15 protein-coding genes and 1 tRNA gene are annotated in these 18,467 nt (G+C 39.3%); 10 read left to right on the top strand and 6 right to left on the bottom strand.

Annotation, left to right across the window (positions count from 1 at the left end):
• The first annotated feature begins 89 nt into the window (after positions 1–89).
• From ABIB30_RS05160 to ABIB30_RS05145, 4 genes are all read left to right on the top strand, one after another.
• On the top strand, positions 90–1,265 hold the full coding sequence (locus ABIB30_RS05160) for an efflux RND transporter periplasmic adaptor subunit (RefSeq protein ID WP_354299878.1): 1,176 nt from the start codon (positions 90–92) through the stop codon (positions 1,263–1,265).
• A gap of 51 nt (positions 1,266–1,316) precedes the next feature.
• On the top strand, positions 1,317–4,448 hold the full coding sequence (locus ABIB30_RS05155) for an efflux RND transporter permease subunit (RefSeq protein ID WP_354299876.1): 3,132 nt from the start codon (positions 1,317–1,319) through the stop codon (positions 4,446–4,448).
• Positions 4,449–4,469: 21 nt separating this feature from the next.
• The gene (locus ABIB30_RS05150; protein WP_354299874.1) at positions 4,470–5,879 is read left to right on the top strand and encodes an efflux transporter outer membrane subunit; all 1,410 of its coding nucleotides are present in this window, start codon (positions 4,470–4,472) and stop codon (positions 5,877–5,879) included.
• 106 nt (positions 5,880–5,985) lie between these two features.
• A complete protein-coding gene (locus tag ABIB30_RS05145) occupies positions 5,986–6,831 on the top strand; it encodes a YitT family protein (protein WP_183869340.1) in 846 nt (281 codons plus the stop codon).
• A gap of 83 nt (positions 6,832–6,914) precedes the next feature.
• Here the strand turns inward: ABIB30_RS05145 and ABIB30_RS05140 are convergent, their stop codons facing one another.
• The gene (locus ABIB30_RS05140) at positions 6,915–8,312 is read right to left on the bottom strand and encodes a S41 family peptidase (RefSeq protein WP_354299872.1); all 1,398 of its coding nucleotides are present in this window, start codon (positions 8,310–8,312) and stop codon (positions 6,915–6,917) included.
• Between the two features lie 397 nt (positions 8,313–8,709).
• On the opposite strand from ABIB30_RS05140, the gene ABIB30_RS05135 reads away from it, so the two are divergent.
• The 6 genes from ABIB30_RS05135 to ABIB30_RS05110 all read left to right on the top strand — a co-directional run bounded on the left by ABIB30_RS05135 (position 8,710) and on the right by ABIB30_RS05110 (position 13,283).
• Positions 8,710–9,249, top strand: a complete 540-nt coding sequence (locus tag ABIB30_RS05135) for a hypothetical protein (RefSeq protein WP_354299870.1) — start codon at positions 8,710–8,712, stop codon at positions 9,247–9,249.
• Between the two features lie 154 nt (positions 9,250–9,403).
• Positions 9,404–9,718, top strand: a complete 315-nt coding sequence (locus ABIB30_RS05130) for a hypothetical protein (RefSeq protein WP_157288024.1) — start codon at positions 9,404–9,406, stop codon at positions 9,716–9,718.
• 1 nt (position 9,719) lies between these two features.
• Entirely contained in the window at positions 9,720–10,049 is a 330-nt protein-coding gene (locus tag ABIB30_RS05125; RefSeq protein WP_354299867.1) for a hypothetical protein, read from the top strand.
• Positions 10,049–11,182 carry a glutathionylspermidine synthase family protein gene (locus ABIB30_RS05120; protein ID WP_354299865.1) on the top strand — a complete coding sequence of 378 codons (1,134 nt, stop codon included), beginning with the start codon at positions 10,049–10,051 and terminating at the stop codon, positions 11,180–11,182. The genes ABIB30_RS05125 and ABIB30_RS05120 overlap by 1 nt, the downstream gene beginning before the upstream one ends.
• Positions 11,183–11,264: 82 nt before the next feature.
• A complete protein-coding gene (locus ABIB30_RS05115; protein WP_354299863.1) occupies positions 11,265–12,152 on the top strand; it encodes a helix-turn-helix domain-containing protein in 888 nt (295 codons plus the stop codon).
• Positions 12,153–12,242: 90 nt separating this feature from the next.
• Positions 12,243–13,283, top strand: coding sequence for an NAD(P)-dependent alcohol dehydrogenase (locus ABIB30_RS05110; protein WP_354299861.1), 1,041 nt, complete (start codon positions 12,243–12,245; stop codon positions 13,281–13,283).
• Positions 13,284–13,373: 90 nt separating this feature from the next.
• Here ABIB30_RS05110 and ABIB30_RS05105 read toward each other — a convergent pair whose 3' ends face one another.
• The 5 genes from ABIB30_RS05105 to ABIB30_RS05085 form a co-directional block, all read right to left on the bottom strand.
• Positions 13,374–13,652, bottom strand: coding sequence for a hypothetical protein (locus tag ABIB30_RS05105; RefSeq protein ID WP_354299859.1), 279 nt, complete (start codon positions 13,650–13,652; stop codon positions 13,374–13,376).
• Between the two features lie 486 nt (positions 13,653–14,138).
• Positions 14,139–14,210: transfer RNA gene (locus ABIB30_RS05100), tRNA-Arg, on the bottom strand.
• Between the two features lie 4 nt (positions 14,211–14,214).
• The gene (gene metG, locus ABIB30_RS05095) at positions 14,215–16,323 is read right to left on the bottom strand and encodes a methionine--tRNA ligase (RefSeq protein ID WP_354299857.1); all 2,109 of its coding nucleotides are present in this window, start codon (positions 16,321–16,323) and stop codon (positions 14,215–14,217) included.
• 131 nt (positions 16,324–16,454) lie between these two features.
• Positions 16,455–16,961 carry a hypothetical protein gene (locus ABIB30_RS05090; RefSeq protein ID WP_354299844.1) on the bottom strand — a complete coding sequence of 169 codons (507 nt, stop codon included), beginning with the start codon at positions 16,959–16,961 and terminating at the stop codon, positions 16,455–16,457.
• Positions 16,962–16,991: 30 nt separating this feature from the next.
• Complete coding sequence (locus tag ABIB30_RS05085) at positions 16,992–18,446, bottom strand: SusD/RagB family nutrient-binding outer membrane lipoprotein (protein ID WP_354299841.1); 1,455 nt, start codon at positions 18,444–18,446, stop codon at positions 16,992–16,994.
• Positions 18,447–18,467 lie beyond the last annotated feature (21 nt).

The following is an 18,467-nucleotide window of genomic DNA, read 5'->3' as shown; positions in this document are numbered from 1 at the left end:
GTGACTTAAATCATAAAATTGCATCGTTGTAATCTGTATTTCATTAAGCAATATGGGTTCCCGCAATTTATGCAAATCCTATCACACTCATGAAAGTTGAAAACAAATCTCTTCTATTAAGAAGACCAGGCCTTTTATTTTGTTCAGCACTGCTCCTTACTTCTTTGTTCAGTTGCCGCTCCGCTAACGAAGGTTCTGGCGCTCAGGAAGCCCCACCAACAATACCCGTTATTACACTGACTAATTCTGCAGCAACAACTACTAAAGATTATACAGGCACCCTTGAAGGAAAGGTAAATGTTGAAATCAGACCTCAGGTAGAGGGTTATCTCGACAAGGTTTATGTTGATGAAGGTGCATTTGTACACGCAGGCGAACTATTATTTAAAATTAACGATCAGCCTTACCAACAGCAACTTAATAATGCCGTAGCCGTTATGCATGCTGCAGAAGCCACATTAAGCAATACACAGCTGGAAATAGATAAAGTTGTCCCACTGGTTAAAAGTAACGTAGTCTCTGCTATACAACTTAAAACAGTGCAGGCAGCTCATAATGTAGCCAAAGCAAACCTGGAACAGGCAAAAGCTGCAGTAGGGTCAGCAAAGATTAATCTGGGGTTCACAAAAATTAAAGCACCGGTGAATGGGTTCATCGGCAGAATTCCACGCAGGTTGGGCAGTTTAGTTGGCCGGAATGATCAGCAACCTTTAACAACGCTTTCAGATGTACATGAAATCTATGCTTACTTCTCTATTGGTGAAAGTGACTTTATCAATTTCAAATCACAATTTCCAGGCAAAACACTGACAGAAAAGATCAAGCAGATCCCCCCGGTATCCTTACTCCTTGCAGATAATACTATTTATACACATCAGGGGCGGATCAGTATGGTAGACGGACAATTCGACAAGAATACAGGGTCTATTATGCTGAGGGCAACATTTCCGAATGCAGACGGCTTGTTACGTGCAGGGAATACCGGAAAGATCAGAATTGACCAGCTTCACCAAAGTTCTTTACTGGTCCCTCAGGCTTCAACACTGGAACTTCAGAATAAAGTCTTTGTCTACAAACTAGCGGACAGCAACAAACTCAGCAGAGTAATGATTGACATTGCGGGTAAAAGTGGTGCAGACTACATTATTAAGGATGGTTTAAAGCCTGGCGACAAGATCGTATCCGTTGGACTAGACCGCTTACATGAAGGCATGGTTATCAATCCTGGCTCTTCACCGGCGCCTTCAAAAGCTGCAAAAAAATAATATTAACATTAGCCGGCAGTTCAACTGTCCGGCATCATTATACAATGAATCATGTTTAAGAAATTCATAGAAAGACCCGTATTGGCTACGGTGATCTCCATTTTACTGTTAATACTTGGACTCTTAAGTATGACAAAACTCCCGGTCACTCAATTTCCGGAGATTGCACCACCCAGTGTATTCGTAACAGCGGTATATCCTGGTGCAAATGCAGAAACAGTGGCACGTACTGTTGCTCCTTCGTTAGAAGACGCGATTAATGGGGTAGAGAATATGACTTACATCAAGTCAACCTCAAGCAATGATGGCTCCTTAAGTCTCCAGGTCTATTTTAAACTTGGCACAGACCCAGACCAGGCAGCAGTGAACGTCCAAAATAGAGTATCACAAGCCATTAGTCAGTTACCCACCGAAGTGGTTCAAATTGGTGTTACTACGCAAAAGCAGCAGAATAGTATGATTATGTTCATGTCTATTTATGATGAAAGCAAAAATTATGACGCTGCATTTGTTGAAAATTATGCGAAGATCAATGTGATCCCTGTGCTTAAAAGAGTTACAGGAGTTGGTAACGTTACAGTATTCGGGAACAAAGATTATGCGATGCGTATCTGGCTAAACCCGGAACAAATGGCCTCTTATGGGTTAACTCCGCAAGAAGTAATGGCAGCTATTCAGGATCAGAATGTGGAAGCAGCTCCAGGAAAATTTGGTGAAGGCAGTAAAGAAGCATTTGAATATGTACTTAAATATAAAGGTAAATCTAATCAGCCTTTAGGCTTTGAAGAGATGATTATCCGTGCCAACGCCGATGGATCAGTATTGCGGGTAAAAGATGTGGCGAAAGTTGAATTTGGCTCTTATACGTATAGTGGTGACACTTGGGTAAATGGCAAGTTCGGTGCGGGTATGGCTATTTACCAAACCGCAGGATCCAACGCAAATAAGGTACAGGAAGACATCAATGAAGCGATGTTGAAACTCTCAAAAACTTTCCCTAAAGGCTTAAAATATGAAACTCCTTTGAGTACAAAAGTTCAACTAGATCAATCGATTTCACAGGTAATACACACCTTGATAGAAGCATTTATATTGGTTTTTATCGTGGTATTTATTTTCCTTCAGGACTTCAGATCGACCTTGATTCCCGCTATTGCCGTGCCGGTAGCAATTATCGGAACGTTCTTTTTTATGCAGTTATTCGGATTCTCAATTAACTTGTTAACGTTGTTTGCCCTGGTACTTGCCATCGGAATTGTAGTAGATGATGCCATTGTTGTAGTCGAGGCCGTCCATTCAAAAATGGAACATGAGCATCTTGCTGCAAAACCAGCCACTTTATCGGCTATGCACGATATAACCGGGGCAGTAATCTCAATTACACTGGTTATGGCAGCTGTATTTTTACCAGTAGGTTTCATGGAAGGTCCCACGGGAGTCTTCTACAGACAGTTTGCCTTTACCCTGGCCATTGCTATTGTGATCTCAGCAGTGAATGCATTGACACTGAGTCCTGCATTATGTGCATTATTTCTGAAAAACAACCATACCGCGCCTGCTCAAAAGACAAAGTTCAGCGACCGGTTCTTTACCGCATTCAATACCGGATTTTCGGCAATGACAGATAGGTATATCAGAAGTGTCAAAGTATTGATCCGTTTCAAATGGGCAAGTTTCGGTGCATTTGCCTTGTTGATGCTTTTAACTTTCTGGATGCTGCGTACCACACCTAAAGGCTTTATTCCTGATGAGGATGGCAGCTTCATCGTATTTTCTTTAGCAATGCCAGCCGGATCTTCTCTGGACAGGACCGGAAAGGCATTGAAGAAAGCCGATAGTATAATTAAAACCATACCTGCCGCTGAAGGAGTTACCAGTATTTCTGGTTATGATATGTTAAGTTCAGCTACCAGCCCATCGTTTGGTGTTGGGTTCGTGAAGTTAAAAGATCTGGATAAAAGAGGAGAGGTTAAAAACATTAATGAGATCATTGGTGTGATGAATCAAAAACTCTCCACCATTCTGGAAGGCAGCATATTCGTGTTCACCATGCCAACTGTCCCTGGTTTTGGAAATGTCAGCGGATTGGAATTTGTTTTACAAGACCGTACAGGAGCCAAACTTGATAAGTTCAGTGAAATCGCTCAGGGATTTACCCAGGAATTGATGAAGCGTAAAGAAATAGAGGCGGCATTTACTACTTTCAGAACAGATTATCCACAGTTGGAAATGGAGGTCGACGCGGTAAAAGCCAAGCAACTTGGTGTCAGCATAAAGGAACTGATGGGAGTTATGCAAGCCTATTACGGAAGTATACAAACTTCAGACTTTAATCGGTTCGGCAAATATTACAGAGTAGTGGTGCAGGCAAACGTAGCTTCAAGAGCGACACCTGAATCGATGAACGGAATATTTGTTAAAAACAATGGTGGCCAAATGGTTCCTGTCAACACTTTAATTAAATTAAAGAGGGTTTATGGCCCTGAAACTGTAGCCCGTTATAACCTATTCAATGCGATTAGTATTAATGCAATGACCAAAGCCGGATTCAGTACAGGCGATGCCATTAAAGCGACAGAAGAAGTTGCAGCTAAATATCTTCCTGAAGGTTATAGTTATGAATGGACTGGAATGTCTCTGGAAGAAAAAACCTCTGGTGGACAGGCAGCGACCGTATTCGGCTTATGTTTACTTTTCGTTTACTTCCTGCTGGCAGCGCAATACGAAAGCTATATTTTACCACTCGCAGTTATTCTTTCTGTTCCTGTAGGTATTCTGGGTGTACTGTTAGCTGTTAATATGGCAGGGCTGGAGAATAATATTTACGTCCAGGTAGCTATGGTCATGCTAATCGGCTTACTCGCTAAAAATGCGATCCTGATTATTGAATATGCCGTACAAAGAAGGAAGGCAGGAATGACCTTGTTAGATTCAGCTCTTGAAGCATCTAAACTCAGGCTGCGTCCAATTATTATGACCTCTCTTGCATTTATCGTTGGGCTAATCCCTTTGATGCGTGCTGTTGGGCCATCGGCATTAGGCAACCGTTCTATTGGAACAGGTGCGGCAGGCGGAATGGTACTGGGTGTAATTCTGGGTGTGTTTATTATCCCGGTACTTTACGTTGCCTTTCAGTATTTGCATGAAAAAATAAGTGGTAAGCCTACCGCGATAGAAAGTTAACAGACCTTTAGAAATCCGAACATGAAACTGAATAAATATATATACCTTTTAGCTGTACCATTGGCATTATCGGCTTGCAAAACGGGGAAAGACTATGTCAGGCCGCAAACTGCCCCGCCGGGAAAATTCAATACCAGCACAGCAAATACCGGAACAAGTATAGCAAATATTGCCTACAAGGATTTCTTCACAGAACCAACCTTACAGCAACTAATAGACAGTGCAATTCTGCGTAATTTTGACCTGGCTTTTGCCATTAAGAATATAGAAAGCGCCAGATTAAGCTTAAAACAGGCAAACGCAAGCCTGTTCCCTGACCTTAATCTGCAAGTCAATGCAGCGACAAACAGATCTTCAGACAATAGCATAAACGGAATGAGTGCGGCTATGTTCGCCGGATCAAAACATATAGAAGATTACAATGTGAGTCTAGGCTTATCGTGGGAAGCGGACATCTGGGGAAAAATCGGAAGACAAAAAGAAGTTGCACTAGATACTTACCTGCAAACTGGAGCTGCCGCCAGGGCTGTTCAAACCCAGGTGGTAGCGAATGTAGCACAAGGCTTTTTTAACCTGCTGATGCTGGATGCGCAATTGGAAATAGCACACCATAATGTTATCCTGAATGACAGTACTTTAATGGTTATCCGTTTACAGAAGGAGGCAGGACAAGTCAATAGTCTTGCTGTTCAGCAAGCCGAAGCACAACGCCTTTCTGCGGCATTGCTTGTTCCACAATTAGAACAGACGATTGCTATCCAGGAAAATGCGTTAAGGACGCTGGCCGGTGCTTTCCCTTCAAAAGTTGAAAGAAAAGTGAGCCTGACAGCCTTTACTGTACCAGAACATTTAACAACAGGTATTCCTGCAGATATATTAGCCATCAGACCAGATGTTAAAGCTGCAGAACTAGGTGTTATGGCTGCCAATGCAAAAGTTGGAGCAACCCAGGCGAATATGTACCCTTCACTAAACATCACAGCAAGTGGCGGTATCAATGCGTTTAAAGCAAGTAACTGGTTTAATATACCTGGTTCCTTATTTGGGACAGTAGCAGGAGGATTAACACAGCCAATCTTTCAGCGACGCCAATTAAAAACACAATTTGAGCTCGCCAAAGTAGAGAAAGATAAAGCTGTTATAGAATTTAAGAGAGCCGTACTCAATGCAGTAACAGAGGTTACTGATGCGCTTGTTAAACTGGAAAAGCTAAAAAAACAACGTGAAATAGAGGAATCAAGGGTACAAACCTTAAAGCAGGCGATTAAGAATGCAGCTATGCTGTTCAAAAATGGAATGGCAAATTATCTGGAGATCATTACTGCACAAAGTAATGTATTACAGAGTGAATTGAACCTCATGGACATAGAACGTCAGCAACTCAGTGCAATGGTAGATCTTTACCGTTCACTGGGCGGAGGATGGAATTAGTAGTGTAAAAGCCAGAATTGTTTTAGATATTTGCAGAATAAATATCGCTGAAATCCTATTTAACGATCTCCCGATCCTATTTACTCTCATTATCTAAAACAACAACATGGCAACGCCGGCAACAAAAGAACATGCAAAGAATATCGCACTGATAATTTTAGGAACCCTTATTTTCGCTTCGGGTATCAACTACTTTGCTATTCCTAATAAATTGTCTGAAGGCGGAGTAATCGGACTGACCATTGTGGCCTTTTACTATTTTCATTGGTCACCTGGTATTCTGAACCTGATTCTGAATGCTATACTGATGGCAATAGGCTATAAATTACTCGATAAACGTACGATCGTTTACACGTTGTTTGGTATATTTTTCTCTTCCCTATTTTTATTTCTTACAGAGAATACGCATCCTCCTTTAACTTCCGATCCGCTGCTTGCGGCAATATTTGCAGGTTTATTTGTGGGTGGAGGTATAGGCCTGGTCTTTCTTTCGGGAGGAACAACTGGTGGCTCAGCCATTATTGCCAGGCTATTTCAAAAGCTCTGGGGATGGAAACTGGGTACAGCAATGCTGATCGTTGACATTGTAGTTATCGGCCTCTCTACCTTTATTATCGGCCCCGAAAAAACAATGTATACCCTGGTTGCAGTTTATATTGGTGCAAGAGTTGTAGATTTTATCGTTGAAGGCTTTAACACTAAAAAGGCAGTAACTATTATCTCTGCTCAATCGGTGATGATTGCTGAAAAAATAACCATGGGGCTGGTCAGAGGAGCAACTGTTTTACATGGTCATGGTGCTTATACCAAAGACCGCAAAGAGGTTATTTATGTGGTGATCAGCAAACCTGAACTCATAGAATTAAAAACGATGGTACATGAAACAGATCCTGATGCTTTTGTCGTGATCCATGATGTCCATGACGTTTTCGGTAAAGGATTTACTATATAAAAAGGAGCTGCAAATTTTGCACTGCCCCAAAAAATCAGACACTTTATGGGGCAGTCCATTTTAAGATGCAGGCTCCTTTTATTTTATTTCTTCTCCAAAAGATCTTGTGCTGCTGTTACCCAATTTTGAGTAGGTGTCAATAGATAGTCTGGCTTGATCCCGACGTTATCTATACCAAGCCTCATATCAACTCTTCGGCTGCGGCTTGTCGCATAATGCAATGCATAAGGCATACAGTTAAAAGAAATATCCCTGACATTCGCATAATCCAGTACTCCAGCAGAATTTTCACCCATCACGATGATTTTTTTACTCTGTTTTGCAGTCAAAAGAAATTGCTCAGTAGTTGATCCGCAGCCCTTATTAATCAAGACCACAATCTTTTTGGGAAAAACTTTAATGCTATCCAATACTAAATCATTATCTGCCCCCAGGCTAATAAACTGGTCGCGGTGAAGCTGCATATCCTTTATCTTTTCACGGATAAATACTTTCTGGTCTTCCGGAATATCATTCATTTTTAACAGTCCTCTCCATCCTTCTTCGTTATCTTCTGAGGCCAGGATATCCGGTCCTACAGTCTTAATTTTATTCGTATACAAATAAGGGAGCAAAGGTCTGTAGGAGAAATCGGCACCCCCGCCATTATTCCTCAAATCAAGAATCAAATTAGGTGTTTTTTCCAGAATTGCCTGATTTGCCTGGATTACAGAGTCAATGCTTTTAGCATTTCTCTGATTAAACGTACCAATCTGTATATAAAATGTCTGGGCTGAAAGTGATTTACAAGAAATATCGTTTGTCAGTATTTTTTCTGTTTTCACGCCTGCTGTACCTTCTCTCTGCCAATCGCCAAATGCATTTTGACTCAGCTTCCATGAGACAGATTCCGGTGTATAATATTTATCATAGATAATTCCTTTTAAACTGGTTTTCTGAGCTTTCAATTCCAAGAGTACAAAACCTGGTTTCCATGCTTTATTCTTAGACTCAAGAATTACACCTGCATAATCACGAAAGCCATTTTCACTTTTGATAAGCGCCACTTTGTAAATAGAATCTTTGCTCCAGTAAATACCTGTTACTCCTGCAGATTTCTTTAAACTGTCGATATCCTGTTCACTGACTTCACGTTTTTCAAGACTTGCAATTAGCCTGTCCTGATCTGCGTCATATTTCTCTTTAGAAAGTCTGTTGCGCCCAACTTCAATATGCCCATCCTTAAAAAAGCCAATCCATTCATTGATCAAATTGACACAGTAGGCAGGTGAGCTGATCTTTTTAGCTCTTTCCAATACCTGGGCAGAATATTTTTGATAAGCTATTTTAGTTTTAGGGTTTACTTTATCTCTGAACCCGGCATAATTCTTTTCAATCTTATGTTGAACATATTGAAATTCTTCTGCGCAATTACAGTCCTGAGAGAAGCTGCGGGGCTGGAATAGAAAAAATAGAAGGAGAGAAACAAGAATTACTTTCATATGGTCTTAACTGGTGTGATTAATCAAATATAATTATATCTGCTAAACGAAGGAAGCAGCAATAAAATGATACCGTATATTTCTTTTTACAGGATGTCTAAAGCACCAGCTAAACAACAAGAAATTCAGTTAAAAAACGATAAACTTAATTAACCGGACAATTCTATTGAAATCTTCCCCATAAAGATGTATTCCGTTGAATAAGAATAATATATTTCAATATTGTCATATTAATAAATATATAAAGAAATCAATCCGATAATATATCAAATACGTAAAATAATAACTGCATTTATTCTTAAATAATATATTTATTAAAATAAATTATTTTACTATTAAAAATAGTTACATTTATTTTAGTATCAAATGCCTGATACACAACAACCTAACCAAACCTATGAAAAACCTAACCATTTTCAATCTGTTAAAGTCTAAGACGGCACTTTTCGTTTTAGCAGGCACAATGATTCTTGCCTCATGTAAAAAAGAAGTCGAAGTTCAAAACCCTGGTTCACAAGACGTTTCAGCAACCAAAGTTGATGCTGAAGTATGGCGAAAAGCCAATTTAACCAATTATGAATCGTTTCCTCTTCCAGGAAGTCCGGAATGTGTAGAGTTTAATGGCTGCACCTGGGCAGGTCAGTTCGCATTTCTTAATGGGAAACAGACATTAAGCTGGGTAAAAGCAAACAACATTATTTCTATCCATTCAAAAGATGCAGGCAAGTATAAATTAAAAACATTTAGAATAAGACAAGGCAGCAAACAAATTGATGCCAAAGTATACGACAATTGCTCCGATTCTGATTGTGATGGATGCTGTACCATTAATGCGAATGAAAATGGAATCGGCTTTCTGATAGATCTTGAAAAATACACCATGCAGCGTTTCGGTTCAGGAGAAGGAATCGTAGAATGGAGATGTCTTGATTGCTAATCATCTTTAACTTGCAATCGGAGCTCTTTTATTAACAGCAAAGAGCTCCGTAAAAAACCCAAAAGGGAGTTTTCTGATTGAAGAAGCTCCCTTTTATGCTGTATGATATTTTAGATTTCTTATCTTTCAGCAATTAATAGATCAAATTCAATCCATGAAAAAATTAGTACTCGCCATCCTTATGCTATCCTTTATGGCCTGTAAAGAGGAAAATGACGATAAAGTTAAAGAAGTAGATAAAAGCGGATCAGTAGAAACTAAAGTTCACATTTCGCACCTGAATGATTCACTAGATGTAATGAAGACTGAAAATATATTCTGGGTTAAGAACAAAGATGTCAAAAGAGTAACACGGTTAGATACAATCCCCTCACTCGGGCTCTCCACTGAACAGGGAGAAAATAGTTCTGGCCAGGATACCACTTTAAAAGTTAAAAAAAACTACCAGCTCTTTATTACAGTTAATTAATATGAAGAAATCAAAAGTCGTAAACCTGGTGCTTATTACCGCAGCGCTGGCTTCCTGCAGTAAGCCTAAACCAGACTGGGACTCAAATGAAGTGTATATGCGCTCTGATACGACTGCAAATTATACACATACCCAGGGCATGCACCTCTCACCATTTCTATGGTACTATGCATTCAGGCCATATGGCATGTATTATGGAGGCAGCTATCATCACTCTGGTTATTATTCTTCCTCACTCTCTAAACGCTCTAACATTGGCAGATCCAGTATGAAAGGCGCAGCAATAAGAGGCGGGTTTGGGGGCTCACATTCATTTTCTGTTTCTTCGTAATGCAAAGACATACTATTATCCCAAGAAATAATTGGCAAGCCTCAGTAGAAAAACTAGGCTTTGGCTTTCATACGGCAGATGTTCCTTATTGGAATGAAAATGCTTATTATGAGTTTTCTCTTTCAGAAGTTAATAAAATTGAAACAGCTACAGCCGAACTCTGGGGCATGTGCCTGGAAGCAGTGCAGTATGTTATAGACCATAAATTATATGCCAAATTCGCTATCCATGATCAGGCTATAGCAATTATAGAAAAGAGTTGGAATGATGATGTTCCTGCTATCTACGGGCGTTTTGACTTCGGTTTTGACGGAACAGACTTAAAGTTGTTTGAGTTTAATGCAGATACACCAACCTCGTTATTTGAAGCAGGCATTGTCCAATGGTTCTGGCTACTGGATTTCGCATCTCATAAAGATCAATTCAACTCCGTACACGAACGCCTGGTTGATTACTGGAAATATCTGAAACCTTATCTTCATGAGGGGATTTTACATTTTACCTGCGTTAAGCAATCACTGGAAGATTTAACAACAGCAGAATACATGAGAGATTGTGCAATTCAGGCTGGTATACCAACAAAACTTGTTTTCATTGATGATATCGGCTGGAATCAGGAAGAATGTGAGTTTGTAGATTTAGAAGATCAGGAGATTAAGAACATTTTCAAACTTTATCCCTGGGAATGGATGGTTAATGAGCCGTTTTTCGATCAGCTACTCTTAAATCCTGAAGTATACTGGATTGAACCGGCCTGGAAAATGATCCTTTCTAATAAGGCTATACTACCCATTTTATGGAAGCTATACCCTAATTGTCCTTATATCCTGGAATGCTATTTTGAAGAAGAAAACAGATTGAATGATTATGTAAAGAAGCCAATCTATTCCAGAGAAGGAGCAAACATCAGCATTGTTAAAAATGGACAAGTAGTAGAGGAAACCAGAGGTATCTATGGCAAAGAGGGTTTCATTTGTCAGCAAAACTTCAACATCCCCAGATTCGAAAGTAAAATCCCAATTATTGGATCATGGATTATTGGTCAGCAACCTTCGGGCATGGGAATCCGGGAAGATGATAGTTTGATTACCGGAAACACATCCTGTTTCATTCCACACCTGATTAATAATTAAATAGAGTTGATATATACTGATGAAAAGTCCGGACTGAGGAAATGCTCCAGGGCTTTTCTCTTTGAAATATTTAACTTTGCATATGAGCTCAATAGAGGAAACTGGTATTACCGACCAATATCTGGACAATATACAAACTGAACGTACTCAATTCAGAGTCGCAAATACCTGCACAGCCAGTTGCAGCCTGACTTCTTATAATCGCCGCGATTTCTATAAAATCACACTGAAACTAACTGGCAATAGCATGCTGTATTATGCCAACAAAGCGATAGAAATAAATCGGCCTGCCCTGGTATTTACCAACCCGATGATTCCTTATGCATGGGAAGGTGATCATGAAGCTAACATCAGCCATTTTTGCGTTTTTACTAAAGAATTCCTTCAGGAAAACGGACGTATGCACAGTTTGGAAGATTCTAATCTATTTAAGCCTGGGGGAGACCCTATCTATTTCCTGACTGATCAGCAAGCTGATCACCTGACCAGTATCTTTATCAGAATGAAACTAGAGCAAGAGAGCGACTATATACATAAGAATGATCTTGTTCGCAATTACCTGAACCTTATTATTCATGAAGCGATAAAAATGCAACCTGCGGCTGCTTATTTTACCCCTCAAAAAGCTTCCTCCCGTATTGCCAAGCTATTCTTAGACCTTCTGGAGAGACAATTCCCTGTAGATTCGCAGCAATACACACTCCTGCTCAAAAAAGCAAGTGACTATGCAAATCAACTAGCTATACATGTCAATCATTTAAATGCCGCGTTAAGTGAGGTAACAGGACATTCAACCACAACTCATATTAATAACAGAATATTAGCTGAAGCAAGATCACTGCTTACCCATACCGACTGGAATGTAGCAGAAATTGCCAGGAGCCTGGGCTTTGACTATGCTTCTTACTTTAATAACTTTTTCAAAAAGCATACTGGCATTACTCCAATGGCATTACGCAAAACTCTTTGAAAATTATAATTATTGCTTTGAATTTTGTAGTTATGATCCGGACTACAGGTTATACATTTGAATAATAATATAAAACATAAGATCTTAACCATGATACAAGCCAAAGGATATGCAGCACAAGATGCTCAAACAGACTTAGCTCCCTGGAACTTTGAACACAGGGAAGTAGGGCCGCATGACGTTCAAATTGAAATCTCTTATTGTGGCGTCTGCCATTCCGACCTTCACCAGATTAAGAACGATTGGTTTCCGGGTATATTCCCAATGGTACCAGGACACGAAATCGTAGGCAAGATTGTAAAAGTTGGTGAACACGTAAAAAAATTCAGTGCAGGGGAACTTGCTGGCGTTGGCTGCATGGTCGATTCTTGCCAGGTTTGTGAAAATTGCAAAGATGGACTGGAGCAATACTGCCTTGAAGGAAGTACTCAGACCTATAATAACAACGACAGATCAGGAGTACCAACTTATGGAGGTTATTCTAATACAATTGTAGTTCGTGAAGAATTTGTATTGCACATCTCTGAGAAATTATCCCTGGCAGCAACAGCACCATTACTTTGCGCAGGTATTACTACTTACTCACCTTTACGTCACTGGAAAGTTGGTAAGGGCCATAAATTAGCAGTTTTAGGCTTAGGTGGGCTAGGACACATGGGCGTTAAGTTCGGCGTGGCTTTCGGTGCTGAAGTAACCGTATTAAGCACTTCTCCTGCAAAAGAAGAAGCTGCAAAAGCATTAGGAGCACATCACTTTGTAGTGACTTCAGATCCTGCTCAACTTGAAGCTGTAAAGGGCTCATTTGACTTTATCCTGGATACGGTATCTGCAGTACACGATATGGACATGTATATCTCCTTATTGCGTACAAATGGCACACATATTTGTGTTGGTGTTCCATCTGAAGCATATGCGATTCAGCCATTCTCTTTATTAGGTGGCCGTAAAAGTGTTGCAGGTTCAGGTATCGGCGGTATAGCTGAAACTCAGGAAATGCTTGATTTCTGTGCAGAACATGATATTGTTTCTGATATTGAGGTAATTGATATTAAAGATATTACTGCATCTTACGAAAGAATGCTAAAAGGCGATGTCCGTTACAGATTTGTAATTGACATGGCAACGCTTTAAGCGTAAGCTTAGCAATCATACGCTAATCAACAAGAAAAGCCACGTTACGGTGGCTTTTCTTGTTGTGGTTCTGATGAGTAGTAATAAAATCTATGGTGTGAGGTTACCCACTACACGAATAAGCCTTCCGCTTACCGTATAAATCTTAATATTAACCCGGATAACACCGTTAGTTACGAAAACACCCCCATTTTGTACGTTATCAATGGCAATACCATTCCTTGTAGCAGTTTCATAAACGTCTACACTTGATACTTTATTAGTGGCAAGATCTCCAAATATGGAAATAGTATAAATACCCTGGACAATGTAACCCAGATAAGAATTTGCTTGTTTATTACTATGAACAGGAATAATTGTTTTTCGCAAAAGAATAAGATGTTGGGAAGCTTAGAAACATTGACATGAACAGCGCTCCGGTTAATGTTTTTTTCATATATTGATATTTTAGGATTATAAATCATATAAATACACCTATTAATTACTTAATATATCACCATAAGATATTTTGTATATATTGTCTTTACGCTCATTTTGTATTGACAAGAAAAGCCACATTACGGCGGCTCTTCTTAATTGTGATTCTAAAGTGGTTAATCTTTATTTTGTAAGCTTACTGCTTATACGAATAAGGTCTCCATTTACTGTATAAATCTTGACATTAGCAGTAATAACCCTGGATAACGTATCCCAGGTAAGAATTTTCCCTTTGATTATTATGAACAGGATTAACGGTTTTAGCAAAAGAAGGTGAGGCTAAAGGCATCAGTCATTTGCTTTCAACTCAAAAAACCGCTAATAGGAGAATAATACTGAATATAAAAAAAGCCTTTAGAAATAATCTAAAGGCTTTTGTGGTCCCGACGAGAATCGAACTCATATCTAAAGTTTAGGAAACTTCTATTCTATCCGTTGAACTACGGGACCTGTACTACCTGATTACGCTTCCACTTACATGGTTTTGTAAAGGCGACACAAAAGTAAGTTTTCCATCTGAATTTTCAGACATTAAAATCATGCCCTGAGATAAAATTCCTTTAATTTCTCTCGGAGCAAGATTGATCAATAAGCTAACCTGCTGACCAACTACTTCTTCTGGAGTAAAATACTCTGCAATTCCTGAAACAACCGTACGCTCATCCAAACCTGTATCTAAAGTAAGTTTTAACAGTTTCTTGGTCTTCTCCACCTTTTCAGCAGCGATTATTGTCGCTACACGGATATCCATTGCACTAAACTGATCGAAATCTATATTCTCTTTAGCAGGAGCTACCACTACATTAGCCGCTATATTATCAACTTTACTCTGGTTTAACTTATCGATCTGAGCCTGAACATCAGTATCCTCAACCTTTTCAAATAACAAAGCAGTTTCATTCAGCTGGTGACCTGGCTGCAATAAATCAATTTTACCAGCATCTCCCCACAAATGTGCCTCGTGGTTCAACATTCCTCTTAATTTCTCCGCCGTGAACGGTAAAAATGGCTCTATTAAAATCTCCAGACTAGCAACAATCTGCAAACTGATATTTAAAATAGTTTTTACCCTGTCTTCATCAGTTTTAATAACCTTCCATGGCTCAGTCTCCGCCAGGTATTTATTTCCTAAACGTGCTACGTTCATCACCTCAGTTAATGCCTCTCTGAACCTGTAAGTCTCTATAGAAGCGCTAATTTTTGAAGGATATAAAGCCAGTTCATCAATCACTTGCTGATCTTGCTCATTTAACGTCATTAGCTCAGGCACCCTGCCCTCAAAATACTTATGCGTCAATACAACTACCCTATTAATGAAGTTGCCTAATACAGCAACTAATTCATTATTATTTCTGGCCTGAAAATCTTTCCAGGTAAAATCATTGTCTTTGGTTTCAGGTGCAGTTGAAGTCAAAACATAGCGTAATACATCCTGCTTACCCTTAAACTCAACCAGGTACTCATTCAACCATACTGCCCAGTTTTTAGAAGTAGAGATTTTCTGTCCTTCTAAATTCAGGAATTCATTTGCAGGAACATTGTCAGCAAGAATATAATCTCCGTGCGCCATTAACATCGCCGGAAAAATGATACAATGGAATACAATATTATCTTTTCCAATGAAATGTACCAATTTGGTCGCATCATCTTTCCAATAATCTTCCCATTTCCCCTCCACTACATTATCCTTGTTCAGGTAATATTCATCAGCCTTAGGATTCTGGCCTTCCGCACCAGCATAACGGAACAATTCTTTCGTCGCTGAGATATAACCAATCGGGGCATCAAACCAAACATACAAGACTTTGCCCTCAGCATCTTTTACCGGAACCTTTACGCCCCAGTCCAGATCCCTGGTCATAGCTCTTGGCTGCAAACCTGCGTTTAACCAGCTTTGACACTGACCAGAAACATTTGGTTTCCACTCTTTGTGACCTTCAATATAAGTTCTTAATTGTTCTTCATATTTCTCTAACGGCAAGAACCAGTTTTTTGTCTCTCTGCGAACCGGAGGCTCACCAGATAAAGTTGATTTTGGATTAATCAGGTCAGTTGCATTCAGCGTACTTCCGCAATTCTCACACTGATCACCATATGCATTTTCATTTCCGCACTTCGGACAAGTTCCGGTGATATAACGATCAGCAAGAAAAGACTGTGCTTTCACATCATAATACTGCTCCGTTACTTCTTCCGTAAAAATACCTTTATCGTAAAGAGTCTTAAAGAAGTCAGATGCCGTTTCATGATGCATCTCAGAAGAAGTACGGTGATAGATATCAAAAGATACACCGAACTCTTTAAAAGAATCCCCTATGATTTTATGATATTTATCAACCACAACCTGTGGAGTAACACCTTCTTTTTTGGCTTTTAATGTAATGGGTACACCATTTTCATCAGAACCACAAATAAATTTAACGTCTCTTTTATTTGAACGAAGGTAACGTACATAAGTATCAGCAGGCAAATAAACACCAGCTAAATGCCCAATGTGTACCGGACCATTCGTATAGGGTAACGCCGCCGTAACGGTATATCTTTTTATCTTACTGTTATCCAAAACTATTTATATTATTTTATCAAAGATAAGATTTTTGACCCTGATTAAACAGCCCGGAAGCAAGATTTAATAAAACATAAAAAGGGTGCCCGAAACATCAGGCACCCTTTTTAAAGAATAAAATAGTGTTACTATTTATCTACATACACTCTTACATAAGTAGGAACGATTACCTGACCATTATCTAAAGTGATCATGAAGTAAAAGTTTCTAGCCAGAAAGCTGGTTGCAGTACCTGCTGTTGCAGCAGTTGGTGCAGCTAAGCCTGTTTTTGCAGTATACTCTGCTAAAGTTGTATTAAATGTGATCGAAGTAGTTCCCGTACCAGCTATTGGTCCTGTAACATACAAACCTGTTGTAGCCTGTACACTTCCATAAGCTGTACCTGCTGCTACCTTTGTTATTTCCTTTATTGTTCTTCCTGAACTTGCAGGAATCTCAAGAATAACTTTAATAGCACCGCCGCCTGAAAGCGAAGTACTAACTGCAGGAGCAGTGAAAATCCCGATTTTATTCGTTACCGTTACAGGAACGTCAGGAAAATTATTCACTAATGAAACGTTATCCTTCTTACAAGAAGTCATCGCCATTGTAATAATCACACCCAGGGATAATATTGATTTTATATATAATTTCATAATATTCATTTATAATAGTTACTTAATATCTTATAATCCCCACCAAACTTTCTGATCAGTCTTAGGACGAGGCTTAGGTTGATTCGGGTTACCATTTCCTTCAGTCGTAGTGTAAGGCAAACGTTTAGGGATTACAGATGGATTATCACCACCAGTAACATTTAACGCTAAAGCTAACACAGGAAATCCTGTTCTTCTGTAATCGTTATAAGCTTCAAAACCATTACCAACCCAAGATAGATACTTTTGAGTAATAATTTGTTTCAATTTATCCTGAGTAGTTCCAGTTAAGTTAACGACAGTTGGATTGTTTGTGAAATAAGTACTGATTTCTGCAGCAGTCAAACCTGCTTTAGCCATAGAAGCAGTTATACCTGCCTGGTACAATACATTTGCATCACCAGCAGTTCCTAAAGTAAGTGCCGCTTCTGCCAAGTTAAATTTAGTCTGGAAAGCAGTCAGCAATCTTACAGGAGCCTCACCATTTGCACCTACTACATAAGTATTATAGATAGAGCGGGTAGCAAGAGTTGGCGCAGCACTATTCGCACCGTTTTCATAAGCAGTGAATTTACCTCCTGGTTTAGTATAGAATTTAGCCAGTCTAACTGTATCATTTACCGATCTCGATAAAGCCAGTAAGCGAGAGCTTAACATCTCATTATTTTTGAAACTTCCTGAGATATCATAAACATACATCGGATTCTGGTTATTCAATGAAGTTGTGAAAGGAACTGCCAAATCAAATTTTCCATCATCGATAACTCCATCAGCACTTCCCAAAACAGCAGTAACTGTAGAGGTTGCTAATGGCTTGCTTACATTGGAAACAGTAATTGCGAATTTTAATAACAATGAATTCGCTGCTCTTTTCCATTTAGACAGATCACCGCCATAAACAAGATCATCTACTGTACCAGGAACCAAAATTGAAGTTTTATTTAAATCAGCAATTCCGCTTTTTACCAGGTCAAAAAGACCAGTAATTCCTAAAGCAGAATTTCCTTGATAAATATCTTCTTGCTTATCATAACGTGGTTGAGGAAATTGCAAACCGAATCCTGCCTGAGAATAAGGAACATCTCCCCATAAATCTGTCGCCATAGAAATAACATAGGCTAACTGAATTTTAGCAATCCCAGAATAAGCAGGATTAGTCGCCTCATTATTTTTAATAATAATTCTTAAGTTACTTACAATGCCGGCATAGATCTCACCATCCCATTGGTTATTAAATGAGCCTTCGTAATTATAAGAATCATAAGTAAGCGAGGAGTTGGTTATCCCTGCATTATATTGCATTAGGATGGAAGAAACTCTTCCCAGCTCATTTGCATTTGTAAATCCCAGACCAATTGTTGTAGTCGGCAAAAGTACTTTTGCCGGAACATCAGTTGGTGCATTTGGATTCTGGTTTATATCTGTATATTTTTTGCAGGACGCAAGCGAGAGCGTGCATAATGCAAGTACTATTGTCTTTTTCATATCTATATTTTTTAATATTCT

It is taken from the genome of Pedobacter sp. UYP1, from assembly GCF_040547305.1.
In the GTDB taxonomy this organism is placed as follows: Bacteria; Bacteroidota; Bacteroidia; order Sphingobacteriales; family Sphingobacteriaceae; genus Pedobacter.
Note: the sequence above shows the minus strand (reverse complement) of the source record. Positions and strands in the feature narration are given on the sequence as shown.

Excerpts from the sequence above, each read along its gene's own strand:
- ABIB30_RS05085 (WP_354299841.1), bottom strand. The coding sequence starts at position 18,446 with ATGAAAAAGACAATAGTACTTGCATTATGCACGCTCTCGCTTGCGTCC.
- ABIB30_RS05130 (WP_157288024.1), top strand. The coding sequence starts at position 9,404 with ATGAAAAAATTAGTACTCGCCATCCTTATGCTATCCTTTATGGCCTGT.
- ABIB30_RS05115 (WP_354299863.1), top strand. The coding sequence starts at position 11,265 with ATGAGCTCAATAGAGGAAACTGGTATTACCGACCAATATCTGGACAAT.
- ABIB30_RS05120 (WP_354299865.1), top strand. The coding sequence starts at position 10,049 with ATGCAAAGACATACTATTATCCCAAGAAATAATTGGCAAGCCTCAGTA.
- ABIB30_RS05125 (WP_354299867.1), top strand. The coding sequence starts at position 9,720 with ATGAAGAAATCAAAAGTCGTAAACCTGGTGCTTATTACCGCAGCGCTG.
- ABIB30_RS05110 (WP_354299861.1), top strand. The coding sequence starts at position 12,243 with ATGATACAAGCCAAAGGATATGCAGCACAAGATGCTCAAACAGACTTA.
- ABIB30_RS05140 (WP_354299872.1), bottom strand. The coding sequence starts at position 8,312 with ATGAAAGTAATTCTTGTTTCTCTCCTTCTATTTTTTCTATTCCAGCCC.
- ABIB30_RS05135 (WP_354299870.1), top strand. The coding sequence starts at position 8,710 with ATGAAAAACCTAACCATTTTCAATCTGTTAAAGTCTAAGACGGCACTT.
- ABIB30_RS05150 (WP_354299874.1), top strand. The coding sequence starts at position 4,470 with ATGAAACTGAATAAATATATATACCTTTTAGCTGTACCATTGGCATTA.
- ABIB30_RS05155 (WP_354299876.1), top strand. The coding sequence starts at position 1,317 with ATGTTTAAGAAATTCATAGAAAGACCCGTATTGGCTACGGTGATCTCC.
- ABIB30_RS05090 (WP_354299844.1), bottom strand. The coding sequence starts at position 16,961 with ATGAAATTATATATAAAATCAATATTATCCCTGGGTGTGATTATTACA.
- ABIB30_RS05160 (WP_354299878.1), top strand. The coding sequence starts at position 90 with ATGAAAGTTGAAAACAAATCTCTTCTATTAAGAAGACCAGGCCTTTTA.
- ABIB30_RS05145 (WP_183869340.1), top strand. The coding sequence starts at position 5,986 with ATGGCAACGCCGGCAACAAAAGAACATGCAAAGAATATCGCACTGATA.